Annotated in this window: 21 protein-coding genes; 13 read left to right on the top strand and 8 right to left on the bottom strand. The window is 68.2% G+C overall.

Going from position 1 to position 22,248, the window contains the following annotated elements:
- Positions 1–3: 3 nt before the first annotated feature.
- The 3 genes from CEK29_RS17535 to CEK29_RS17525 all read right to left on the bottom strand — a co-directional run bounded on the left by CEK29_RS17535 (position 4) and on the right by CEK29_RS17525 (position 2,635).
- Entirely contained in the window at positions 4–684 is a 681-nt protein-coding gene (locus CEK29_RS17535) for a DJ-1/PfpI family protein (RefSeq protein WP_094802582.1), read from the bottom strand.
- A 140-nt stretch (positions 685–824) separates the two neighbouring features.
- Positions 825–1,460 carry a response regulator gene (locus tag CEK29_RS17530; RefSeq protein WP_094802580.1) on the bottom strand — a complete coding sequence of 212 codons (636 nt, stop codon included), beginning with the start codon at positions 1,458–1,460 and terminating at the stop codon, positions 825–827.
- Positions 1,457–2,635 carry a PAS domain-containing sensor histidine kinase gene (locus CEK29_RS17525; protein ID WP_094858828.1) on the bottom strand — a complete coding sequence of 393 codons (1,179 nt, stop codon included), beginning with the start codon at positions 2,633–2,635 and terminating at the stop codon, positions 1,457–1,459. Before CEK29_RS17525 ends, CEK29_RS17530 begins: the two co-directional genes overlap by 4 nt.
- A 332-nt stretch (positions 2,636–2,967) precedes the next feature.
- Here CEK29_RS17525 and CEK29_RS17520 point away from each other — a divergent pair, with 332 nt between their 5' ends.
- The 8 genes from CEK29_RS17520 to CEK29_RS17485 all read left to right on the top strand — a co-directional run bounded on the left by CEK29_RS17520 (position 2,968) and on the right by CEK29_RS17485 (position 12,593).
- Positions 2,968–4,587, top strand: a complete 1,620-nt coding sequence (locus CEK29_RS17520) for a methyl-accepting chemotaxis protein (RefSeq protein ID WP_094858827.1) — start codon at positions 2,968–2,970, stop codon at positions 4,585–4,587.
- A 24-nt stretch (positions 4,588–4,611) separates the two neighbouring features.
- Entirely contained in the window at positions 4,612–5,130 is a 519-nt protein-coding gene (locus CEK29_RS17515; protein WP_094858826.1) for a chemotaxis protein CheW, read from the top strand.
- Complete coding sequence (locus tag CEK29_RS17510) at positions 5,127–6,491, top strand: CheR family methyltransferase (protein WP_094858825.1); 1,365 nt, start codon at positions 5,127–5,129, stop codon at positions 6,489–6,491. The genes CEK29_RS17515 and CEK29_RS17510 overlap by 4 nt, the downstream gene beginning before the upstream one ends.
- Complete coding sequence (locus tag CEK29_RS17505; protein WP_094858824.1) at positions 6,484–7,155, top strand: chemotaxis protein CheW; 672 nt, start codon at positions 6,484–6,486, stop codon at positions 7,153–7,155. The genes CEK29_RS17510 and CEK29_RS17505 overlap by 8 nt, the downstream gene beginning before the upstream one ends.
- The gene (locus CEK29_RS17500) at positions 7,152–9,491 is read left to right on the top strand and encodes a hybrid sensor histidine kinase/response regulator (protein WP_094858823.1); all 2,340 of its coding nucleotides are present in this window, start codon (positions 7,152–7,154) and stop codon (positions 9,489–9,491) included. The genes CEK29_RS17505 and CEK29_RS17500 overlap by 4 nt, the downstream gene beginning before the upstream one ends.
- Positions 9,488–10,501 (top strand): chemotaxis response regulator protein-glutamate methylesterase, encoded by a 1,014-nt coding sequence (locus CEK29_RS17495; RefSeq protein WP_094802566.1) that lies wholly within the window; start codon positions 9,488–9,490, stop codon positions 10,499–10,501. The genes CEK29_RS17500 and CEK29_RS17495 overlap by 4 nt, the downstream gene beginning before the upstream one ends.
- A 36-nt stretch (positions 10,502–10,537) precedes the next feature.
- Entirely contained in the window at positions 10,538–11,602 is a 1,065-nt protein-coding gene (locus tag CEK29_RS17490; protein ID WP_094802564.1) for a response regulator, read from the top strand.
- Between the two features lie 283 nt (positions 11,603–11,885).
- Positions 11,886–12,593 carry a flagellar brake protein gene (locus CEK29_RS17485; RefSeq protein WP_094802562.1) on the top strand — a complete coding sequence of 236 codons (708 nt, stop codon included), beginning with the start codon at positions 11,886–11,888 and terminating at the stop codon, positions 12,591–12,593.
- A 34-nt stretch (positions 12,594–12,627) separates the two neighbouring features.
- Here CEK29_RS17485 and CEK29_RS17480 read toward each other — a convergent pair whose 3' ends face one another.
- The 5 genes from CEK29_RS17480 to amaB form a co-directional block, all read right to left on the bottom strand.
- Entirely contained in the window at positions 12,628–12,858 is a 231-nt protein-coding gene (locus CEK29_RS17480) for a hypothetical protein (protein WP_094858822.1), read from the bottom strand.
- A gap of 99 nt (positions 12,859–12,957) precedes the next feature.
- The gene (locus CEK29_RS17475; protein WP_094802558.1) at positions 12,958–13,650 is read right to left on the bottom strand and encodes an aspartate/glutamate racemase family protein; all 693 of its coding nucleotides are present in this window, start codon (positions 13,648–13,650) and stop codon (positions 12,958–12,960) included.
- Positions 13,651–13,952: 302 nt separating this feature from the next.
- Complete coding sequence (locus CEK29_RS17470) at positions 13,953–14,624, bottom strand: hypothetical protein (RefSeq protein ID WP_094858821.1); 672 nt, start codon at positions 14,622–14,624, stop codon at positions 13,953–13,955.
- A 146-nt stretch (positions 14,625–14,770) separates the two neighbouring features.
- Entirely contained in the window at positions 14,771–16,090 is a 1,320-nt protein-coding gene (locus CEK29_RS17465) for a phospholipase A (RefSeq protein ID WP_094802554.1), read from the bottom strand.
- 126 nt (positions 16,091–16,216) lie between these two features.
- Positions 16,217–17,719: an L-piperidine-6-carboxylate dehydrogenase gene (gene amaB / locus CEK29_RS17460; RefSeq protein ID WP_094802552.1), complete on the bottom strand. Its 1,503-nt coding sequence runs from the start codon at positions 17,717–17,719 to the stop codon at positions 16,217–16,219.
- A 143-nt stretch (positions 17,720–17,862) separates the two neighbouring features.
- On the opposite strand from amaB, the gene CEK29_RS17455 reads away from it, so the two are divergent.
- From CEK29_RS17455 to CEK29_RS17435, 5 genes are all read left to right on the top strand, one after another.
- Positions 17,863–18,612 carry an amino acid ABC transporter ATP-binding protein gene (locus CEK29_RS17455; protein ID WP_094802550.1) on the top strand — a complete coding sequence of 250 codons (750 nt, stop codon included), beginning with the start codon at positions 17,863–17,865 and terminating at the stop codon, positions 18,610–18,612.
- A 119-nt stretch (positions 18,613–18,731) separates the two neighbouring features.
- Positions 18,732–19,523: an ABC transporter substrate-binding protein gene (locus CEK29_RS17450; RefSeq protein WP_094802546.1), complete on the top strand. Its 792-nt coding sequence runs from the start codon at positions 18,732–18,734 to the stop codon at positions 19,521–19,523.
- 15 nt (positions 19,524–19,538) lie between these two features.
- Entirely contained in the window at positions 19,539–20,243 is a 705-nt protein-coding gene (locus CEK29_RS17445; RefSeq protein WP_249279140.1) for an amino acid ABC transporter permease, read from the top strand.
- A gap of 2 nt (positions 20,244–20,245) precedes the next feature.
- On the top strand, positions 20,246–20,932 hold the full coding sequence (locus CEK29_RS17440; RefSeq protein WP_094802544.1) for an amino acid ABC transporter permease: 687 nt from the start codon (positions 20,246–20,248) through the stop codon (positions 20,930–20,932).
- An 11-nt stretch (positions 20,933–20,943) separates the two neighbouring features.
- Positions 20,944–22,236 (top strand): NAD(P)/FAD-dependent oxidoreductase, encoded by a 1,293-nt coding sequence (locus CEK29_RS17435; protein WP_094858820.1) that lies wholly within the window; start codon positions 20,944–20,946, stop codon positions 22,234–22,236.
- The last annotated feature ends 12 nt before the right edge of the window (positions 22,237–22,248 follow it).

The raw sequence follows: 22,248 nt of genomic DNA, 5'->3' as shown, positions 1-22,248 counted from the left end.
CGGTCAGTGGGGTTGGGGGGAGGCGGGGCTGGCCGTGGCGTATTCCACGTCTTCGCGATACAGGTCGTAGGCGCGGCGGTACTCCATCACGCGCGCGATCTCGTCGATCAGCGCTTCGGGGTGGCCGGCGCGGCGCAGCAGATGGAGACCGAGATCGATGCCGGCCGAAGGCCCGGCGCAGGTGATGAGGCGGCCGCTGTCGACCACGCGGGCGCGGCGGGTGCGGCAGGCAGGGGCGAGCATCTCGAGGCGCGCGAGCGGCGCGCAGCCCAGGTGCGTGGCTTCGAGGCGGTCGGCCTCCTTGCGGCTGGTGGCGCACTGGCCGTCGAGCAGGCCCATGGCCGCGTAGATCCAGGCGCCTTCGCCCGTGGCGGCCAGCAGGCAGCGCTCGGGCAGCGCGGCGATGTAGCGGTGCAGACGGCGGTTGTGGATCTGTTGCCGCGCGCCCGGGCCGCCGGGTATCAACAGGGCGTCGATCGCCGGGGCGTCGCTCATCGCGAGGCCGGGCAGCAGCGTCAGGCCACTGGCGGTGCAGACGGCCTGCAGCGTGTCGCCGATCACGCAGACTTCGATCTCGGGATCGAAGCGGCGCGCGATCGACATCACGCCGTGCGGCGTTGCGTAGTCGAGGATCTCGGCATCGCGATATACATAGATGCCGAGCCGAAAGCCCGCGATTTTCATCCTGCTGCTGCTCCGAGTGGGTAGGCAGGAAGGATGATGCGGCGCGCGGGCGAACGCGCCTATCCCGGATTCAGTGATATGCGTGTAGTGGGCGCACTACGCGGTGCACGCCATGCGCCGCGCCGGTGCGCGAGGGTGTCTCATGCACCCAGCTGGTGCTCGTGGGCATACGAGACCAGCTCCACCAGCGAGCGCACGCGCAGTTTGTCGAAGATGCGCGAGCGGTAAGTGGAGATGGTGTTGGCGGACAGCGAGAGCTGCTCGCCGATCGCCGACACCGACTTGCCCGCCACCAGCAGCTGCAAGACCTGGAACTCGCGATCCGACAGGCTGTCGTGCGCCGCCTGGGCGCCGTCCTGGCGCACGTTGTGCGCAAGCAGTTCCGCGACCTCGGAGGTGATGTAGGGCCGGCCGGCGGCGGCGTTCACCAGCGCGCCGATCAGCGCCTCCGGATCGCAGCCCTTGTTGAGGTAGGCCTGCGCGCCGGCCCGCAGCGCCCGCACCGCGAACTGCGCTTCGGGATAGACCGAGAGCATGACCACGCCGACGCGCGGTTGCTCCGCGCGCACGGTCTTGAGCAGGTCCAGGCCGTCGCGCTCGCCCAGCGCCACGTCGAGCACGATGGCGTCGTAATGGCTGTTGCGCAATGCCCGCAGCGCGGCCGCGCCGTCGGCGGCTTCGTCTGCGCGGGCGATGCGTGGGTCCTCGGCGAGCAGGCGGGCGAGCCCGCGGCGGATGATGAGATGGTCGTCGACGATCAGAATGTGCAGGCTCATGGCGGGATCTCAGTCGTGGCGTTCGTCAGCGCGGGCACGGGCAGCCCGTCGATCCGCAGGCTGGCGCGGGTGCCCGCGCCGGGCGCGCTGTCCAGAACCAGGTCGGCCCCGATGGCGCGGGCGCGCTCGCGCATGCCCAGAATGCCGAACGAGGTGGCGGCGGGCGTGGTGCTCATGCCCACGCCGTCATCCTCGACGGTGATGTCGAGCACGCCGTCGCGCGCCGCGATGATGACGCTGGCGTGACGGGCACGGGCATGGCGCTGCACGTTGGTCAGCAGCTCCTGCACGATCCGGTAGACCTCGATCTCCGCAGCGCGGCCGAGCCGCAGGCGCTCCAGCGCGGGCGGACACAGGTAGCGGCAGACCAGGCCGCTGCGCGTCTGCACGTCTTGCAGCAGGCTCTCGAGCGCGGCCCACAGGCCCAGATGGTCGAGCACGACCGGGCGCAGATCGTTCAGGATCCGGCGCGTCGCGCCCATCGCGCTCGCGGTCACGTCGAGCATGCGGGCGAGATGCTGCTGCAATGCCGGCTCGGGCGGCAGGCGCCGGAGCAGCCAGTTCAGATCGAGCTGGAGCGCGGTGAACGACGCGCCGAGGTCGTCGTGGATGTTGCGGGCGATATGGGCTCGCTCTTCCTCGCGCAGGGTGCTCAGGTGGGCGGTGAGGCGGCGCAGCGTGTCGTGGGCGCGGCTGAGTTCGGCGGTGCGCTCGTCGACGCGGCGTTCGAGCAAGGCATGGGTGGCCTGCAGTTCGCGCTCGATGCGCTTGCGCGCGGAGATGTCCGCGAAGGTCACCACCGCGCCCACCACCTGATCGTTGTCGCGGATGGGATATGACGCGTACTCGGCAGGAAAGCTGCTGCCGTCGCGGCGCCACAGGACCTCGTCATCGACCTGCACGCCTTGCCCTTCACGAAAGGCCTGGAAGATGCGGCAGTCGTGCACCGGCATCAGCCGGGCGTCGGCGTGCGAGTGATGAATGAGGTAGTGCATGTTGCGCCCGATCACTTCGTCGGGCGTGTAGCCGAGCAGCGAGGCACCCGCGCCGTTGATGAAGATGCACCGTCCGCGCAGGTCGATACCGTAGATGCCGGAGCCGGCCGACTCGAGCAGCATCTCGAGCTGGCGGCGCCATGCCGCGTGGTGCGACAGATGATTCAGGTCGGCGAACATGCGATGCCCCTTGGCGCAATGCCAAGGCAACGCCGGCGGCCGCGGAGGCGTCCGCGGCCAGACCATCCCCTGGCATTGTCTCTATGTCGAGCCCCATCGAACGTGCGGCTTCAGCCGGGCAGTGTAGCGAGGCCCCGAGGGCGTGTCAGCGCAGGGTTTGCCCCCAGCGGTGCATTGCCGTTCTTTTCACACTATGAAATTTGCCGCGGCATTCGTGCAATCGTCTGTGTTAATTTTCGCGCCATTCTTGCAAAGCGCTGCAATAATCGTGACGTGGCCGGGTCATCGGGACGCCGGCCGCTCGCCCCGTCGCATCCAGAGGCCCGCCCACTATGAAAAACTTCACCCTGCGCCAGCGTATCGGGACCAGCTTCCTGGTCATTCTCGCGATCATGGCGCTCATGGTTGTCGTGGATTACCGGCGCCTGCTGCACATCGAGGCCGAGGCCGATCTCATCAACCGCGACGCCGTACCCGGCATCTACTACAGCACCTCGGTGCGCGCCGCCTGGTTTGGCGGCTTCGTGCTGGTGCAGGATGCGTACGTGCAGGAAGACGAGGGCGAGCGGCGCGCCGGCCTGGCCGGACTTCCGGCGAGCGACAAGGCGCTCGAAGAACTCTATACGGCGTATGAAAAAACCGTCATGCGCGATGACGACCGCCAGCTCTTCGAAGCCTTCAAGAAGGCGCTCGCCGACTATATGCGCATACGCGCTGCCGTGCTCACGCCGCAGATGCTGGGCAATCCCGAGCAGGCACGCGAGTACATCCGCACCCAGTTGCGCCCGGCCTTCTATGTCGGGCGAGACATCCTCGCGCAGATGGTGGCGGAAAACAAAAAGCAGGCCGACCAGGCGACCCAGGGCATTCAGGACGCCGTGGACAATGCCGAGTTCGGCATGCTGACCTCGCTGGGGCTGGCCATTCTGGCGGCGCTGATCTGCGGCTGGCTGCTGATGCGCGCGATTGCCAACCCGATGCGCACCATCGTGGGCACGCTCGAGACCACGGGCAGTGGCGACCTGTCGCGCCGGCTCAAGCTCGAGCGCAACGATGAATTCGCCATGATCGAGAACGGCTTCAACGGCATGGTCGACGAGCTGACCGGTCTGGTGGGCCGCACCCAGCGTTCGGCCGTGCAGGTCGCGACCTCGGTGACCGAGATCGCCGCCACGTCCAAGCAACAGCAGGCGACCGCCTCGGAAGTGGCCGCCACGACGACCGAGATCGGCGCGACCTCGCGCGAGATTTCCGCCACGTCGCGGGATCTGGTGCGCACCATGACCGAAGTGTCGGGCGCCGCGGAGCAGACCGCCTCGCTGGCCGGCAGCGGCCAGGTCGGCCTGGCGCGCATGGAAGACACCATGCGCAACGTGGTCGATGCCGCAGGCTCGGTCAACACCAAACTGGCCGTCCTGAACGAGAAGGCCGGCAACATCACGCAGGTGGTCACCACCATCAACAAGGTGGCCGATCAGACCAACCTGCTGTCGCTGAACGCCGCGATCGAGGCCGAGAAGGCGGGCGAGTACGGCCGCGGCTTCGTCGTGGTCGCCACCGAGATTCGCCGTCTGGCCGACCAGACCGCCGTCGCGACCTACGACATCGAGCAGATGGTCCGCGAGATCCAGTCCTCGGTGTCCGCGGGCGTGATGGGCATGGACAAGTTCTCGGAAGAGGTCCGCCGCGGCATGAACGAAATGCAGCAGGTCGGCGACCAGCTCAATCAGATCATCCAGCAGGTCCAGACGCTGGCGCCGCGCGTGCAGATGGTCAACGAGGGCATGCAGGCCCAGGCGACCGGGGCGGAACAGATCAACCAGGCCCTGCAGCAGCTGAGCGACGCCGCGCAGCAGACCGTCGAATCGCTGCGCCAATCGAGCCTGGCCATCGACGATCTCACGCTCGTGGCCAACGACCTGCGCAACGGCGTGTCGCGCTTCAAGGTCTGACGCGTCCGCCCGGACCCGCCCGCCATGGCCAGCCTGCCCGCCGCCGCCCCGCCCACCAGCCATATCGGCGGGCGCCGGCTCTATCTGCTGTTTCGTATCGGCCAGGACCGCTATGCGCTCGAGGCGCGCGATCTCGTGACCGTGCGGCCGCTGGTGCAGCTCAAAGCGATCCCGCACGCCCCGGACTACGTGGCGGGGGTGTTCGATCATGAAGGCGTGCCCGTTCCGGTGGTGGACGTGAGCGCGCTGGCCGGTGCCGGCCCCGCGCCGCGTCTGACCAGCACCCGCATGGCGCTGGCGCGCTATCGCCCGGATCCCGGCGGCGCATCGCATGTGCTTGGCCTGATCCTGCCCGGCGCCACCGAAACCGCCCACTTCGACCCCGCGACCTTCCAGCCCAGCGGCGTCACGCAGGAGCAGGCCCGGTATCTCGGGCCGGTGCTCAACGACGCGCGCGGCATGGTGCAGAAAGTCTATGTGCAGGACCTGCTGACCGACGCGGCGCGGGCGCTGCTGTTCGTCGCCGCAGAGGGTGCGGCATGAATCTGCTGCCGGAGTTCAGCGCGATGCTCAAGCGCGAGATCGGCCTGGACACCGGCTCGGTGGGGCAGGCCGCCATCGAACGCGCGGTGCGGCTGCGGCTGAGCGCCTGCGGCATCCACGACGAGCGGGCCTACCTGCAGCACGTGCAGATTTCCGCGGCCGAACGCCAACAGTTGATCGAAGCGGTGGTGGTGCCGGAGACCTGGTTCTTCCGCTATCCCGAATCGCTCGTGACGCTCGCGGAGCTCGCGCGCAAGCGCCTGCAGAACTCGGCGGGCGTGGGCCTGTTGCGCGTGCTCAGCATTCCCTGTTCGACCGGCGAAGAACCGTATTCGATCGCGATGGCCTTGCTCGATGTCGGCGTGCCGGCCGATCAGGTCGTGATCGATGCCATCGACATCAGCGAGCGGGCGCTCGAGACCGCACGCAACGGGCGCTACGGCCGCAACTCGTTTCGCGGCGAAGACCTGTCGTTTCGTGACCGGCATTTCGCGGGCGAGGCCGATGGCACGTATGTGCTGGCGCCCGCGCCGCGCCGTGGCGTGCGCTTCGTCCAGGGCAATCTGTTCGATGCCGGCCTGCTGCAAGACCAGCTCCCCTACGATTTTGTGTTCTGCCGCAACTTGCTCATCTATTTCGATACTGCCACGCAGGACCGCGCGATCCAGGTGCTCGCGCGCCTGACGCGACCGGAGGGTGTGATGTTCTTCGGTCCGGCCGAGGCCAGCCTGCTGACGGCGCGCGGCTATGCCGCGGTGGCCTCGCCGCGGGTGTTCGCGTTCTATCCCCGCACCCGAGCCGACGGCGCGCATGACAGTCACGGCGGGCGTCCCGGGTCCGGCATGCCGCCACTCAAGCCCGCGGCTGCCGCTCCGACGTCGTTTGCTCGGCGGGTGGGGGCGGGCGCCGTGGCATCGCCAGCCGCGGCATCGACCTCGGCATTGGCCGCCACGGCATTGGCCGCAGCTGCGCGGGCCGCCGTGCCCCGCGCCGCGCCGCGCTTCGCGGCGCCGCCCGCGGCCCCGGCCGCCACGACGGCCGGTGCCGCGGCCGACGCCGCGCTGGACGAGGTGACGGCGCTGGCCGATCAGGGACGGCTCGAAGACGCGCTGGCAGCCTGCAACCACTATGTGGCCACCCACGGCGGTAGCGCACGCGCGTTTCATTTGAGCGGTCTGTTGCACGACGCGGCCGGACGGCCGCGCGACGCCGAGTCGGCCTACCGCAAGGCGCTCTATCTGGCGCCGCGCCACCGCGAGGCCTTGCTGCATCTTGCGGCGCTGGTCGCGGCCCGCGGCGACGCCGAGGGTGCGCAGCGTCTGCAGGAGCGCGCGCAGCGCGCGGGAGACGGCCATGAATGAGCTTCGCGCCGATCTGCCCGATGTGGACGACTGCTGGAATCGTATCGGGATTCATGGCGATGGCAGCTGCGAGCGATTGCGCGAGCATGTGCATTGCCGCAACTGCGCCGTGTATGCCAGCGCCGCGCGTCAGTTGCTGGACCGCATTCCGGTGCAGACCGCCTCGGCGCAGAGCGTCGCGCCGCTGTCCGCGCCGTTGTGGCACGCGTCCGACGAGCGTGCGCTCGTCGTGCTGGTGTTCCGCGTGGCGCGCGAGTGGCTGGCCTTGCCGTCGCGCGCATTGATCGAAGTGGCCGCGCCGCGTCCGATCCACAGCCTGCCGCACCGGCGGGATCGCGCGGTGCTCGGCCTGACCAATGTGCGCGGCACCTTGACCGTGTGCGTGTCGCTGGCCCGTCTGCTCGAACTCGAAGGCGGCGGTGTGCGTGACCGGGCCGAGGCGCGCGTGCTGGTGTTCGGCGGCAAGGATCGCCGGCTGGTGCTGCCGGTGGACGAAGTCTCGGGCATGCACAGCGTGACGGGCGCCGCCCTCGAGGCCCTGCCGAGCACGCTGGCGCAAGCGCCCGTCAAGTTTTCGCGTGGGGTGATACGGGTCGATGGCCGGGCCGTGGGCCTGCTCGACGAATCGCTGCTGAAGCAGGCCCTGGAACGGAGTCTCGCGTGAATCCCGATCAGATGCGCGACGCCTCGCTGCTCGAGCTGTTTCAGCTGGAGACCCGCACGCAGGTGCAGGTGCTCAACCACGGTCTGCTGGCCCTCGAACAGAATCCGGTATCGGCCCAGCATCTCGAGGACTGCATGCGGGCCGCGCATTCGCTCAAGGGCGCGGCACGCATCGTCGATCTCGATCCGGCCGTGCGCATCGCGCACGCCATGGAAGACTGCCTGGTCGCGGCCCAACAGGGGCGGCTGCGGCTCGCGGCCTCGGATATCGACGCGCTGCTGGCCGGCGCCGACCTGCTGCAACGCGTGGCCGAGCCCGGCGCCCAGCTGGACGCCGAGATCGATGCGCTGGTGGCGCGCCTGAGCGCGCAGCCTGCCGCCGTGCCCGCGCCGCCGGTGTTCCGGCCGACCGCGCCGGCGATGATGCCGCCGGCCGCCGATCCGGTCGGCTCGCCCGCCCTGTCGCATCCCGCCTCCGTGCCCATGCCCATGCCGGCGGCCGCGCCCGCCGCGCCGTCGACCGCGCCGCCCGAGTCCGCCACCGCGCTGCCGAGCCGCCGCAGCGGGGATCAGAGCGAGCGCGTCGAACGCAATGCGGATGGCGAGCGCGTGTTGCGCGTGACCGCCGACACGCTCAATCAATTGCTGGGGCTGTCGAGCCAGACGCTGGTCGAATCGCACTGGATGGCGCCGTTCTCGGCGTCGATGCTGCGGCTCAAGCGGCTGCAGGCGCAAGCGGGCCGCGCGCTGGACGTGGTGCGCGCGGAAGGCGAAGGCGCGCTGGCGCAGGCCGCCTTGCAGGACGCGACGCGCCTGCTGCAACAGTGCCAGCAGGAGCTGACCTCGCGTCTGAGCGAGGTCGACGATTTCGGCTGGCGCATGTCGCACCTGGCGCAGCGCCTCTACGACACCGCGCTGGCCTGCCGCATGCGGCCCTTCGGCGATGGTCTGGGTGGCATGCCGCGCATGGTGCGCGATCTGGGGCGCTCGCTGGGCAAGCAGGTGCGCCTGGAGATCCGCGGCGAAGCCACCGAAGTCGATCGCGACATCATGGAGAAGCTCGACGCTCCGCTCATGCAGCTGCTGCGCAACGCGGTCGACCACGGTATCGAGGATGCCGCCACGCGCGCGGCGGCGGGCAAGCCCGCCGAGGGCGTGGTGACGCTGTCGGCGCGCCATAGCGCCGGCATGCTGCTGATCGAACTGGCGGACGACGGCGGAGGCATCGACCTCGACCGTCTGCGGCGCGAGGTGGTGGAACGCAAGCTCACCACCACCGAGACGGCGGAGCGCCTGAGCGAAGCCGAGCTGCTCGAATTCCTTTTCCTGTCCGGTTTCTCGACCCGGTCGGCCGTGACGGAGATCTCGGGACGCGGCGTGGGTCTGGATGTCGTCCAGACCATGGTTCGCAAACTGCGCGGCACCGTGCGGGTGCACCAGACGCTCGGGCAGGGCACGCGCTTCGTGCTCGAGATGCCGCTGTCGCTGTCGGTGGTGCGCAGCCTGCTGGTCGAGGTGGGCGGCGAGATCTACGCATTCCCGCTGGCGTACGTGGCGCACGCGCTGCAGGTGCCGGTCGCCGACATCGAGCAGCTCGAGGGGCATCCGCATTTCCGCTTCCAGAACCGCCAGATCGGCCTGGTTTCGGCACGGCAGTTGCTGCGCTACGATGGGGAGGCCGCGTCCCGCGACGAGGTGGCGGTGGTGGTGCTGGGCGACCATGACCAGTTCTACGGCGTGGCGGTCGACCGGTATATCGGCGAGCGAACCCTGGTGGTGCAGCCCCTCGATCCGCGCCTGGGCAAGGTGCAGGACGTGCTGGCGGGCTCGCTGATGGACGACGGCACGCCCTTGTTGATTCTCGACGTCGAGGATCTGCTGCATTCGGTGCAGAAGCTGATCGACGGCGGCGGGGTGGGCCGGGTCGAACACCGGGCCCAGGAACGGGTCGCGTCGCGACGCAAGCGCGTGCTGGTGGTCGACGACTCATTGACGGTGCGTGAGTTGGAGCGCAAGCTGCTGCTCAACCGAGGTTACGATGTGGCGGTCGCGGTCGACGGCATGGATGGCTGGAACATGCTGCGTGCCGAGCCGTTCGATCTGGTAGTAACCGATGTCGACATGCCGCGCATGGATGGCATCGAGCTGGTCTCGCGGATCAAGGCGGATCCGCAGTTGCAGGTTTTGCCGGTGATGGTGGTTTCTTACAAAGATCGCGAGGAGGATCGGCGCCGCGGGCTGGATGCGGGTGCAGATTACTACCTGGCGAAGGGCAGCTTCCATGACGACGCCCTTCTGGACGCCGTCGCAGACCTGATCGGGAATCCTGGATCGTGAGAATAGCGATCGTCAATGATATGCCGCTGGCCGTCGAGACCTTGCGGCGCGCGTTGTCGCTGGAACCGGACTTCACCGTCGCCTGGGTGGCCACCGATGGCGCACAGGCCGTGGCGCATTGCGCCCACGACCGGCCCGACGTGATCCTGATGGATCTCATCATGCCCGAGATGGGCGGGGCGGAGGCCACGCGCCGCATCATGGCCGACTCGCCCTGCGCCATCGTCATCGTCACCTCCGACATGACGCGCAACACGGCGGGCGTGTTCGAGGCGATGGGCCACGGTGCACTCGACGCCGTCGATACGCCGGTGCTGGGTGGCGCCGACCCGCGTGCCGCGGCCCAGCCGCTGCTGCGCAAGATCCGCAATATCGGCTGGCTGATCGGGCGTTACGGCAAGACCCGACCCACGCTGGCGCCGGTCACGGCCAGCGCGTCGTCGCCGGGGTCGCAGCGCATGGTGGTCATCGGCGCCTCGGCCGGCGGGCCGCCGAGCCTGGCCAAGCTGCTGTCCGCGCTGCCGGTCAACTTTCCGGCGGCTGTCGTGCTGGTGCAGCATGTGGATGCCATATTCGCGGCCGGCATGGCGAGCTGGCTCAACGACCAGGTGGCGCTGCCGGTGCGGCTGGCGGCGCATGGCGAGATGCCGGCGCCCGGCGAAGTGCTGCTGGCCGGCACCGACGATCACCTCGTGATGCAGGAGGATGGTAGGCTCGCCTATACCCGCGAGCCCCGCGAGAGCCTGTACCGGCCGTCGATCGATGTGTTTTTCCACAGCGTGGCGCGCCATTGGCGAGGCTCGGTCGTGGGCGTGCTGCTTACCGGAATGGGGCAGGACGGCGCCCAGGGACTGAAGGCCTTGCGCGATCGCGGCTGTCTCACCATCGCGCAGGATCAGGCCACCAGCGCGGTGTATGGCATGCCCAAGGCCGCGGCGGCGCTGGGCGCAGCCAAGGAAATCAAGCCGCTGGAGACGATCGCGCCGAGACTGGTGCAGGCGTTTGCCTGACGCGCGTCGTCATCATGACATCAAGGAACTCAAACTATGTACCCTCCTAACGACGATCGGCCAGAGCAGGCGGTTGTGCAACCGCATGCCGCGATGGTGTTGTTGGTGGATGACCAGGTCATGGTGGGCGAGGCAATCCGGCGTGCGCTGGCGTCCGAGCCCAATGTCGACTTTCATTACTGCTCCGATCCGCACGAAGCGCTGCAGGTCGCGATCCAGACGCGCCCCACCGTGATCCTGCAGGATCTGGTGCTGCCGGGCGTCGATGGCCTGACGCTGGTGCAGGCGTACCGTTCGCATCCCGTCACGCGCGACATCCCGATCATCGTGCTCTCGACGAAAGAGGATCCCGAAATCAAGAGCGCGGCCTTCAGTGCCGGCGCCAACGATTATCTGGTCAAGCTGCCCGACACGATCGAGCTGGTCGCGCGCCTGCGCTATCACTCGCGCTCGTACCTGGCGATGGTCCAGCGCGACGAGGCCTATCAGGCCTTGCGGCAGAGCCAGCAGCAACTGCTCGAAAGCAATATGGAGCTGCGCCGCCTGACCAACTCCGACGGCCTGACCGGCCTGGGCAATCGGCGCTATCTCGATGAGTATCTGGGCGCCGAGTGGGCGCGGGCGGCGCGCGACGGGCGCGAGATCAGTCTGCTCATGATCGACGTCGATCATTTCAAGGCCTACAACGATATCTACGGGCACATTGCCGGCGACGAGGCGCTCAAGCGCGTGGCCGGCACCATCTTCGCCTGCTGCGATCGTTCCACCGACCTGGCCGCGCGCTTCGGCGGCGAGGAGTTCGCGATGGTGCTGCCCGGCAAATCCTCGGGCGCCACCCGCCTGATCGCCGAAAAGCTGCGGCGGGCGGTCGAGGCCATGCAGATCCCGCACGCGGGCGGCAGCGGCCAGTGGCTCACCATCAGCGTCGGCGCGGCCACGCTCTCGCCCAACGGCGAGCGCCCGAGCACCGAGCTGATCCAGGTGGCCGATCGCGGGCTCTATCAGGCCAAGCGCCAGGGCCGCAACCGGGTCGTCGGCGGCGAGCCCGGGGCGGGCGACGGCCTCGAGCCGGGCGCGGCAGACCCCCCGCCGCGCCACTGACATTGCCGTCACCCCCAACGCCGCGCCTGTCGCGGCGTTTTTCATGGCGCGCGCGGATGCGGCACCGTGCAGATACAAATCGCCGAAATATTGCGTTATGTCGACAAAATGGCGCGTTGTTGCAAGTTTGCGCTTACTGGGCGAGAGAGCGCGGGTGTAAACTCTCGTAAATTCTAAGTGGAATTGTCACAATTTGTGGGCATGCTGACAGCGCCCGGACGCGCCGCCGTCCGACTGAGCTGAACTTGCGCGCTTCCTCACTATTTACCCCGCAGCCACGGCCATGGACCAAGAAGATTACCTGGTGACGACGCCTCTCGAGATCGCGCACCTGATGCTCACCATTTTGCAACGCCAGAGTCTGGTGTTCGTTCATGTTCCGGGCCGCCCGATCAACAGTGTGACCTCGATCCTGGCCGTTGACGCGCAGCGCGGCACCCTGGTGCTCGACGCCGCCCAGGAACACGCGATCAACGAACGCATCGCCGCCGGCGATCGCGTGTCGTTCGAGACCGCACTCGACAATATCCGCGTGGCCTTCTCCGGCCGCAACGTGCGGGTGGGCGAGTACGAGGGCCGTCCGGCCCTGATCATGCCGCTGCCGGAATCGGTCTCGCGCATGCAGCGCCGCGACTCCTTCCGCATCGAAGTGCCGGTGCTCAAGCCCGCCACCTGGTCCATGTCGGGCCGCCGCCTGACGCTGTCGCTCAAGGACATCAGCTCCACGGGTCTGGCGCTGGTCGACGACGCGCAGGAGCTCGACGTGACGCCCGGCGGGGATTTCGAGGGCGTCCTGAGCCTGCCCGACATCGGCGCTTTCGCCATCACGCTGCGCGTGGTCCATCACAACGATCACGAGGCCAGCCGCGGCAAGACCCTGCGCCGCGTCGGCTGCTCGTATGTGAATCTCGAGGCCCCCACGCGCATCCGCATCCAGGCCTACGTCAACAACCTGCAGCGCGAGCAGATCGCGCGCCAGCGCGGCAATTGAGCCCGCGGCGCGCCGGTGAGCGCGCCGCTCTCTTCTAATGCAACGGCACCCCCGGCGGTGACGCGCGTGGCGTCACGAGCTCGGGGTCCGCGATCATGGCCATCACGTCACAGGGCTCGAACGGCACCTTGAACCGATGGGACAGCAGCGCCATGGCCTGGGCGGTGGCGGTGATGTCCAGCGCCTCCAGCGCCAGCAGATAACCCGCCAGCTCCGCGTCCGTGGCGGCGAGATCCAGCAGCTTCAGAACATTTTCCTTGCTCACGGTGATCTCCTGCTCGAAGACCCGCCTGGCCCAGGAAACGCGCAGCGCGCGTTCGGGGCGGCACCGGGCGGGTGAAGAATCCCGTCGGGGGCCGGGGGCTCAGCGGTAGGCCCGGCGCAGGGCCGCGCGCGCCAGCAGGCGCGTGGAGTCCAGCGTGGGCATGCCGCAATTCGTATCGTCCAGAACCAGGGGCAGCTCGGTGCACGCGAGCGCGATGCCGTCGCAGCCATCGAGCCGGAACTGCGCGGCGATCTTACACAGCCGGTCGATCGACGAGGAGCGCTGTACGCCCTTGACCAGCTCGTCCATGATGATCCGGTCGATCGTCGCGCGCGTGTCTGCATCGGGGCGCACGCATTGCAGTCCGCGTGCGGACAGCGCGGTCGGGTACACCTCGCTTTCGGTGAGCCAGCGGGTGCCCATCACGGCGACCCGCCGCAGCCCTTGCTGCGCGGCGTGGCGCGCCACTTCGTCGGCGATATGCAGCCAGGGCAGCGGCGAACGCGCCTCGATATGGGGCAGTGCCTGATGGATGGTGTTGTCGGGGCAGATCAGAAACTCGGCCCCGGCTTCTGCGAGGTGATGCGCCGACGAGAGCATCAGCGCGCCGAGTCCGTCGATATCGTCGGCCTGCAGGCGTTGCACGTAATCGGCGAGCGAGTGGCCGTGCAGCAGGATGTCGGGGTGAGCATAGGGCCGGCCCGCCAGACCCGGGGCCTCGGCGCACAGCGTGCGATAGCAGAGTGCGGCCCCTTCGGCGGAACAAGCGACGATACCGATACGCAAAGGCATGGGAATCTCCGGCGAGCGGGCGCTGCTCGCGCCCTGACCTCCACTATAGGGCACCTTGGCCGGATTGGCGCATGTTTGACCTCGATCAAGGCCGGGGCCGGGGCGCGTAACTACTATGGTTCTGCCGCGGCTTTTCCCCGAACCGGTCGCGGCAATTCGCAATAGGAACCTCGAGTTGGCCCCGGGCTTCGCGCCCGGGGCACTTTTTTTTGGGCTGACGCAGTGCGGGGCAGGGCCCGCTGACGCGCCGGGGGCGCCCGGCGCACGAACGCCCGGCCGCCCGGGTGCCGTCGTGCGCGGGGTTAGGGTGCGGGCGTGGCCGGCATCGACTCGATCACCTGACGCACGAGCGCCTGGTGACCTTGCGCGTTATCGGCGCGCGACACGATCTGCACCACTGCCAGCTTGGGCCCGGAGCCCGCCAGCAGACTGGTCGAGACGATGGGCGCGCCGTTCATGGTGCTGGTCGCGTCGATCTGCCGCAGGCCCAGGCCTTTGCTCACGAGCGACTTCTCGCCCGTCTTCTTGTAGTCGGCGGAGATCTGTTTCTGCTGCTCCATGAAGCCCACGGCCGCGCCGGTCAGGAAGGCCGCATCGTTATCGGATGTCTCGACGCCGCTCATGGTGGGCGTCTCGCTGACGACGATGACCTGGCGCGACTCCTGCTGCACGTAGAGCTTGCCTTCGGCCCCGGCGGTGCCGTTCTGAGCGGTGCCGGCGGGCAGGTCGCTGGCCGTGAAGGACTGCGGCAATTTGAAGTTCAGCTTGCCGCCGAGCGCGCTCACCTGCTGCAGTTGAGCGGGGGCGGCCGGCGTAGCGACGCCCGGCGTAGCGACGCCCGGCGCAGGGGCGGCCGGCGCGGCGGCGCCCGGCGCTGCGGTGGCCGGGTCGGCGGCGTGGGCCGCTTGCAGGCCCAGCGCGCCCAAGGCGAGGCTGAGGGCGGCGGCTGTCGTTTTGGCGGTACGGAATGACATGCGCGAGGCTCCTACAGTGAAAGTCGGTAGGGCCATCCTACAGACCGGCCGACCATCATGTCAGGCCGAGCGCTTTCCGATTGCAGGAATGCTTTACGAGTTATGGCTGCGCGTGCGGCGGCGCATGCCGCCGCACCCCGGTGTCGTCAGGGCACCAGCGACAGGCCGATACGGAATTGCGATTCGTTGCGCTGGTTGTAGCCCAGCAGAGTTTCGCCATAGCCGTTGAAATACTGCAGATGCAGATAGCCGTTCATGTTGAGGAACGTGCGCTTGAGCGGCCAGTTGAAATCGAGTTGCGTGGTGCGGCGCTTCGCGTCGCCCTGGCGGTACATGGCCGACACGACGGCGCCGCCGTCCTGCTCCCAACGCAGCTTCCAGTCGACGTGGCCGGCGTAGTCGGAGTAGTCGCGGTTTTCGCTGGCGACGCCGAAGTAGCTCTTCACGCGCGGCGCGAACGACAGCGTGCTGCCGCTATCGAAACGATAGAACAGCGCCGGTTCGATGTAGGCGTCGTTCACCGAGCGCGAATCCTCGCCGTCCTTGCCGTTCGAACGATGTTCGACGCCGGTGTTCATGCCCACGCGCCAGTTCTGGCTCTGCGAGGTCCAGAGGCTGTTGTTGAGCCAGAACACGCTCGGGTTGAACGTGGTGTCGATGAAGGGCATCGAGTCGCCCTGCAGGTCCCACAGCGAGGTCTGGGTATAGCCGAGATAGAAGTTCTCGCCCCAGGTGGCCGGGCGGTCGCCCGCGGGGCTGAACAGACGGTATTTGGCGCTGAGCTGGAAGCGCGCCGTGGTCTGGTCGCGCGTGCCGATCGAGAAGTACATCGGCTGGTATTCGGACAGCGCTGAGCGGAAGTTGTCGAAGGCCGAGCTCGGCGTGCCGGTGCGGGCTTCGACGCGGGCGACCTGCACCGGCGACGGACCCTGATCGGGCTGGGCGCCGGCCGCCGTCACGACCGCGGGCGGCACGGGCTCGCCGGTGGCGGGTTCGGTGACCGGCACGGCGGCGGGCGCGGCCGCGACCGCGGCGCCGGCATGGACGGCGCCGGTCGTGTCCAGCGCCATCATGGCGCTTTCGCCCTCGATCGACACCGCCTGCAGGCCGGAAGCTTCGGCGGGCACCTCGGCGGTCCAGGCCAGACGCGCGAAGTTGTTGACCGGCACGCTGAGCGGCGTGGTCTCTCCCTGCAACTTGGCCAGCGTCCGGACGGTCTTGCCGTCCGCGCCGCGCCATTGCAGCACCAGCTGCGCGGGCGGCTGCCAGCGCGAGCGGGCGTCGCCATCGTTGAAATAGACGGCCTCGACGCGCACGGTATCGCCGGGCGCGGCGGCGGGGCGGTCGAGACGGTAGGAAACACCGGCCTGGGCCGCAAAGGCGGCGAACAGGGGTGCGGCTGCGCCGAGCACGAGCAGGGCGGGGTGCGCGGCGCGGGAGCGGCGCACGGGACGAGACTGGACCATGAGTCAGGGGGAGGGATAACGATGACGAGGCACTGTAGCATTCGGCACGCAACGCACCGCTACCGCTTGTAAGAAGCGTCTCGAAACCACATCACCGGAGCGGCGGCGCCGCTCCGGCCTTGCCGTTTATTCGCCGAACTTGATGCCCTGGGCCAGGGGCAGCGCGCGCGAATAGTTGATGGTGTTGGTGGCGCGCCGCATGTAGTTCTTCCAGGCATCGGAGCCCGACTCGCGGCCGCCGCCCGTTTCTTTTTCGCCGCCGAACGCGCCGCCGATCTCGGCGCCCGAGGTGCCGATGTTGACGTTGGCGATGCCGCAGTCGGAGCCGGACGCGGACAGGAAGGTCTCGGCCTCGCGCAGGTCGTTCGTGAAGATCGCCGACGACAGGCCCTGCGGCACGTCGTTCTGCAGCGCGAGCGCCTCGTTGAAATCGGTGTAGCGCAGCACGTACAGGATGGGCGCGAAGGTCTCGTGGCGCACCACATCGGTCTGGCCGGGCATTTCCGCGATGGCGGGGCGCACGTACCAGGCCTGGGGATAGCTGTCGGCCAGCAGGCGTTCGCCGCCCGTCACCGTGCCGCCCTGTTCGCGCGCGGCCTTGAGGGCATCCTGCATGGCATCGAACGCGCTCTGGTCGATCAGCGGCCCGACCAGCGTGGACGGCTCGAGCGGGCTGCCCACGGTGGCGCTGGCATAGGCGCGCTTGAGCTTGGCGAGCAGCGCGTCCGCCACGTCTGCGTGCACGATGAGGCGGCGCGTGGTGGTGCAGCGCTGACCGGCGGTGCCGATGGCGCCGAACACGATGCCGCGCGCGGCCATGTCGAGGTCGGCGCTGGGGCCCACGATGATGGCGTTGTTGCCGCCGAGTTCGAGCAGGACGCGGCCGAAGCGCTGCGCCACGCGCGGGCCCACCTGGCGGCCCATGCGGGTGGAGCCCGTGGCCGACACGAGCGCCACGTCATGCGAATCGACCAGGGCTTCGCCCAGCGCGCGGCCGCCGATCAGGACCTCGGAGAGCCCCGCGGGCGCATCGCCGAATTGCTGCGCCACGCGCTGGAACAGCGCCTGGCAGGCCAGCGCGGTCAGCGGCGTTTTTTCGGAAGGCTTCCAGACGACGGCATTGCCGCACACCAGGGCCAGCGCCGTATTCCAGGACCACACGGCGACCGGGAAGTTGAACGCGCTGATGACGCCGACCACGCCCAGCGGATGCCAGGTTTCCATCATGCGATGGCCTGGGCGCTCGGACGCGATGGTGAGGCCATAGAGCTGGCGCGACAGGCCGACCGCGAAATCGCAGATGTCGATCATCTCCTGCACTTCGCCTTCGCCCTCGGCCAGGATCTTGCCGGCCTCGAGCGCGACCAGGCGGCCGAGCGCCGATTTGTGCGCGCGCAGCGTCTCGCCGTACAGGCGCACCAGTTCGCCGCGGCGCGGCGCCGGCACGTCGCGCCAGGCGTGGCTCGCGTGGCGGGCACGCGTGATGGCGGCGTGCGCCTGGGCCACCGTGTGTTCCGGGACCTGCGCCAGGATGGCGCCATCGATGGGACTGCGCGCGGGCAGGCTGCCATTCGACAGGGCGGCCGGGTCCAGGCCGAGTTCGCGCAACAGCGCCGTAAGCGTTTCCATGGCCATTCCTCGTGTTGGGGTGAGCGGATTCAGGGTAATGCCTAAGTCGTTTTTCGGAGAAAAAATTTACTATACGAAACTCCGGCGTCAAATGCGAAATCTTTTTCGCGCATCGTCCGCCGGGGTTTTGGAGAGGTCTACCGATGTCCCAGCCGCTGGTGCAGGTGCAGTCCGTAAGCAAGACCTACGCGCGTCCCGGCCAGGCGCCGCATGCCGCGCTGACCGAGGTCGATTGCGAACTGGATCGCGGCGAGGTGCTGGTCGTGATCGGACCCTCCGGCTCGGGCAAGAGCACGCTGCTGCGCACGCTCAACGCGCTCGAGTCGATCGATTCGGGTTCGATCCGCATCGACGGCGTGTCGCTCACCGACCCGTCCACCGACCTCAATCGCTGGCGCACCGACGTGGGCATGGTGTTCCAGCACTTCAATCTGTTCCAGCATCGCACCGCGCTCGACAACATCGTGCTGCCGCAACGCGTGGTGCGGGGCCACGGCGCCACCGAGGCACGCGAGCGCGCCCAGGCGCTGCTCGAGCGCGTCGGCATCGGCGAGCTGGGCGATCGCTATCCCAGCCAGCTTTCGGGCGGCCAGCAGCAGCGCGTGGCGATCGCGCGCGCGCTGGCCATGCAACCCAAGGTCATGCTGTTCGACGAGGCCACCTCGGCGCTCGATCCCGAAACCGTGGGCGGCATTCTCGCGTTGATGCGCGAGCTGGCCCACGAGGGCATGACGATGGCCGTCGTCACGCATGAGATGGGATTCGCGCGCGACGTGGCCGACGAAATCATGTTCATGGACGCCGGCCGGGTGCTCGAGCGCGCCACGCCCACCGACTTCTTCAGCCAGCCGCGCCATCCGCGTACCCGCGCGTTTCTCGACCAGATTCTTTGAAGCGGCGCCGCGTCGCGGCGTCGTGCAGGGCAGTGCCAGCAGTTCCGGAACCGGTGCAGAGAGGCCGGCAGCCGCCACGTAGCGGCTTTCACATCACCAAGGCGATAAGGGGTATCACGATGCGCAAGATCAAACACTGGTTGGGCCTGGCCACGCTGGCCGTGGCCGCGATAGGCGCCAGCACGGGGGCGCGGGCCGACGAGCTGGCCGATATTCTCAAGCGCGGCGAGCTGCGCGTGGCGGTCCAGACCTCCGGTCCGCTGATGAGTTTCATGGACAAGAACGGCAAGCGCACGGGTCTGGCGGTGGTGCTGGCGCAGCGCATGGCCGACGACCTGGGCGTGAAGCTGGTGCTGCAGGATTACGACTGGAAGGGTCTGATCCCGGCGCTGCTCTCGAACAAGGCCGACATGATCGCGGCCGACATGACGCCCACGCCGCAGCGCGCGGCGCAGATTCTTTTCTCGGTGCCGATGTTCTATGCCGACACGGTCGCCGTGGTGCCGAAAGACTCGCCGCACAAGGCCTACGCCGACCTCAACAAAGAGGGCGTGACCGTGGGCGCGCTGGGCGCGAGCACGTACTCCGAGGTGTCGAAGAAGATGCTGCCCAAGGCCACGCTGAAAGAGTTCTCCGGCGGCAGTGCGCCGGTGGGCCAGGCGCTGTCCTCCGGCCGTCTCGACGCCGGGATCATGTCGCTCTCGACCGCCAACCAGTTTCTGGCCGACTTCAAGAACCTGCGGGTGCTCGACGGCGTGATGGTGCGCGAGCCGCTCGCCTTCGCCGTGGGCCCCAACGCCATCCGCCTGAAGCTCTGGCTGGATAACTGGCACGCCCTCAAGACGGCCGACAAGACGCTGCCCGAGACCGTGGAGTATTGGTACTCGACCGAGTGGAAGAAGGATCACTGACGCGGGATCGGGTCCATGGACTGGTTGCTGAATTGGCTGCTTGATTATTACAACTGGCGCATCGTCGTCCAGTACACGGACCCATTCCTGCGCGGGCTGGGCAATACCCTGATCGCCGCCGGCGCCAGCCTGGTGCTGGCGGTGATGCTGGGTGTCCCGCTCGCGCTGGCGCGCATGTCGTCGCGCGCCCTGTTTTGGCGGCCGGTGGCGGGGTACGTGCAGTTCGTGCGTGCGACTCCGCTGCTGGTGCAGATCTATCTCGTCTATTACGCGCTGCCGGAGATCATTCCGGCCTCCAAGGGCTGGAGCGAGATGTGGTTCGGTATCGTGGCGCTCACGCTGCATCACGGCGCGTATGTGAGCGAAATCGTGCGCTCGGGCATCGAGTCGGTGCCGCGCGGCCAGATCGAAGGGGGCAAGGCCGTTGGCATGAGCTACCTGCAACGGCTGCGCTACATCGTGTTGCCGCAGGCGTTCGTGAACACGCTGCCGCCCCTCATCGGGCAGGCCGCGGTCCTGATCAAGGACACGTCGCTGCTGTCGCTCATCGCCGTGTTCGAGCTGGTGGCCGCCGGGGTCCTGATGAATAGCGAGCGCGTGGTGCCCAGCGAGAGCTTCCTGACGATCGCCGCGGGTTATCTGGTCATCTATGCCGTGATGCTGATGCTGTCCAAGGGCGTGCGCATCTGGCTGGCCGGTCCGGCCTGGAACGCGAGGTAAGCATGCAGGAATACATCGATACCGCCGTTACGGTGATGCCGTTCCTGCTCAAGGGCTTTCTCGTCACGCTGAAGATCTCGTTCGTCTCCATCATCGCCGGATCCCTGCTGGGCTTCGTGCTGGGCGTGATCCGCAGCTATCGGATCCCGGTCGTGCACACGCTGGTAGGGCTCTATATCCATGCGCTGCGCGGTACGCCGTTCCTGGTGCAGCTGTATCTGGTGTACTTCGTGCTGCCCAAGGTCGACATCGACTGGCTGCATTGGGAGTCCAGCACAGCGGCCTTCGTGGCGCTGTCGATCTACACCTCGAGCTACGTGGCCGAGATCGTGCGGGGCGCCATCGAGTCGGTGCCGCGCGGCCAGACCGAAGGCGCGATGACGCTGGGTCTGAAGCCGCTGCAGGTGTTGTGGCTGGTGATTCTGCCGCAGGCCATGCGTCTGATTGTGCAGCCCATGAGCGGTGTCTACGTGATGTTGATCAAGAGCACCGCCGTGCTGGCCGTGGTCGGGCTGTCCGAGCTCACTCACCAGGGCGAGGTGCTGATGATCACGTTCCCGAGTAAATCGCTGTTCATCTACGCGATGATCGCGTTGGTGTACTTCGTGTATTGCTACCCCCTGCTGCGCCTGGCCAATTGGGTCGAGCGCCGCGTGACCGGCCGGCTCGCCCCGGTCTCGCTCAACTGACAGGAGCGCGGATGGACGCCGCCTACGTCGACACCTGGTATGCCCGTACGCTTGCGGATCCCGACACGCGCTATCCCGCGCTGGCGGGGTCGGCGGACACCGACATCGCCGTCGTGGGCGGTGGCCTGGCGGGCCTGTCGACCGCGCTCGAGCTGGCGCGCCGCGGCCGCAAGGTCACGCTGCTGGAAGGGCGCCGCCTCGGCTGGGGCGCCTCGGGGCGCAACGGCGGCTCGGTCTCGCCCGCCTATTCGGCCGGCGCCGACCAGATCCGGCGCTTCGTGAGCGAATCGCACTATCAGTCGCTGTACCGGCTCTCGATGGAAGGCGTGGAGATCATTCGCGACAACATCGCAGCGCTGGGCATCACCGAAGCGCACAAGGTCGACGGGCGCCTGCGCGTGGTCCGCTACGAGGGCACGGCCGAGTTGCAGCGCTGGTGCGACGAGCAGCGCAGCGTGTTCGGCCGCGAGGTATCGGTGCTGTCGCGCGCGCAGGTGCAAGAGCGCCTGCTGTCGGACGTGTATTTTCAGGGCATCGACGATCCGGCGTCGTTTCACTTTCATCCGCTCAACTACGCGCGCGCGCTGGCACGCGAGTGCGTGCGGCTGGGCGTGTCGATCCACGAAAACAGCGAGGTCACTTCGGCCGCGCTGCAGGGCCCGGTCAAGCGGCTCAACACCGCCGGCGGCACGCTGCAGGCGGCCCAGGTGGTGCTCGCCATGGGCGGCTACACCGAGGGGCTGGTGCCCAAGCTGCGGCACGCCATGCTGCCCATCGCCACCTACATCATGCTGACCGAGCCGCTGGGCGATCGGGTCCGCGAAGCCATCCGCACCGACGCGGCGATCGGCGACAACCGCCGCGCGGGCAACTATTACCGGGTGCTGCCCGGCGGGCGCATCGGCTGGGGCAGTAGAATCACGACCCGGATCAGCGATCCGCCCGACCTGGCGGAATCGTTGCGCCGCGAGCTGCTGTCGGTCTATCCCCAATTGGAGGGAATACGCGTCGAGGCCGCCTGGTCGGGCCGCATGGCTTACGCCCGGCACCTCATGCCTCAGATCGGCAAGCTGGGCGAAGGCACCTGGTATTGCACGGCTTTCGGCGGCCACGGCATGAACACCACGTCCATTGGCGGACGGGTCGTCGCCGAGGGTATCGCCGGGGAGTCGGAGCGCTACCGTTTGTTCGAGCCCTTCGGGTTGGCCTGGAACGGCGGCCCGTTCGGCACCGCGGCAGTCCAGCTTACATATTGGTCGTACCAGGCGCGCGACTGGCTACGAGAACGGCAGGCGCGCGGATGACGAGGCTGAACA

It is taken from the genome of Bordetella genomosp. 5 (assembly GCF_002261475.1).
Taxonomy (GTDB): Bacteria; Pseudomonadota; Gammaproteobacteria; order Burkholderiales; family Burkholderiaceae_B; genus Bordetella.
This window is presented reverse-complemented; position numbering and strand designations above follow the sequence as displayed.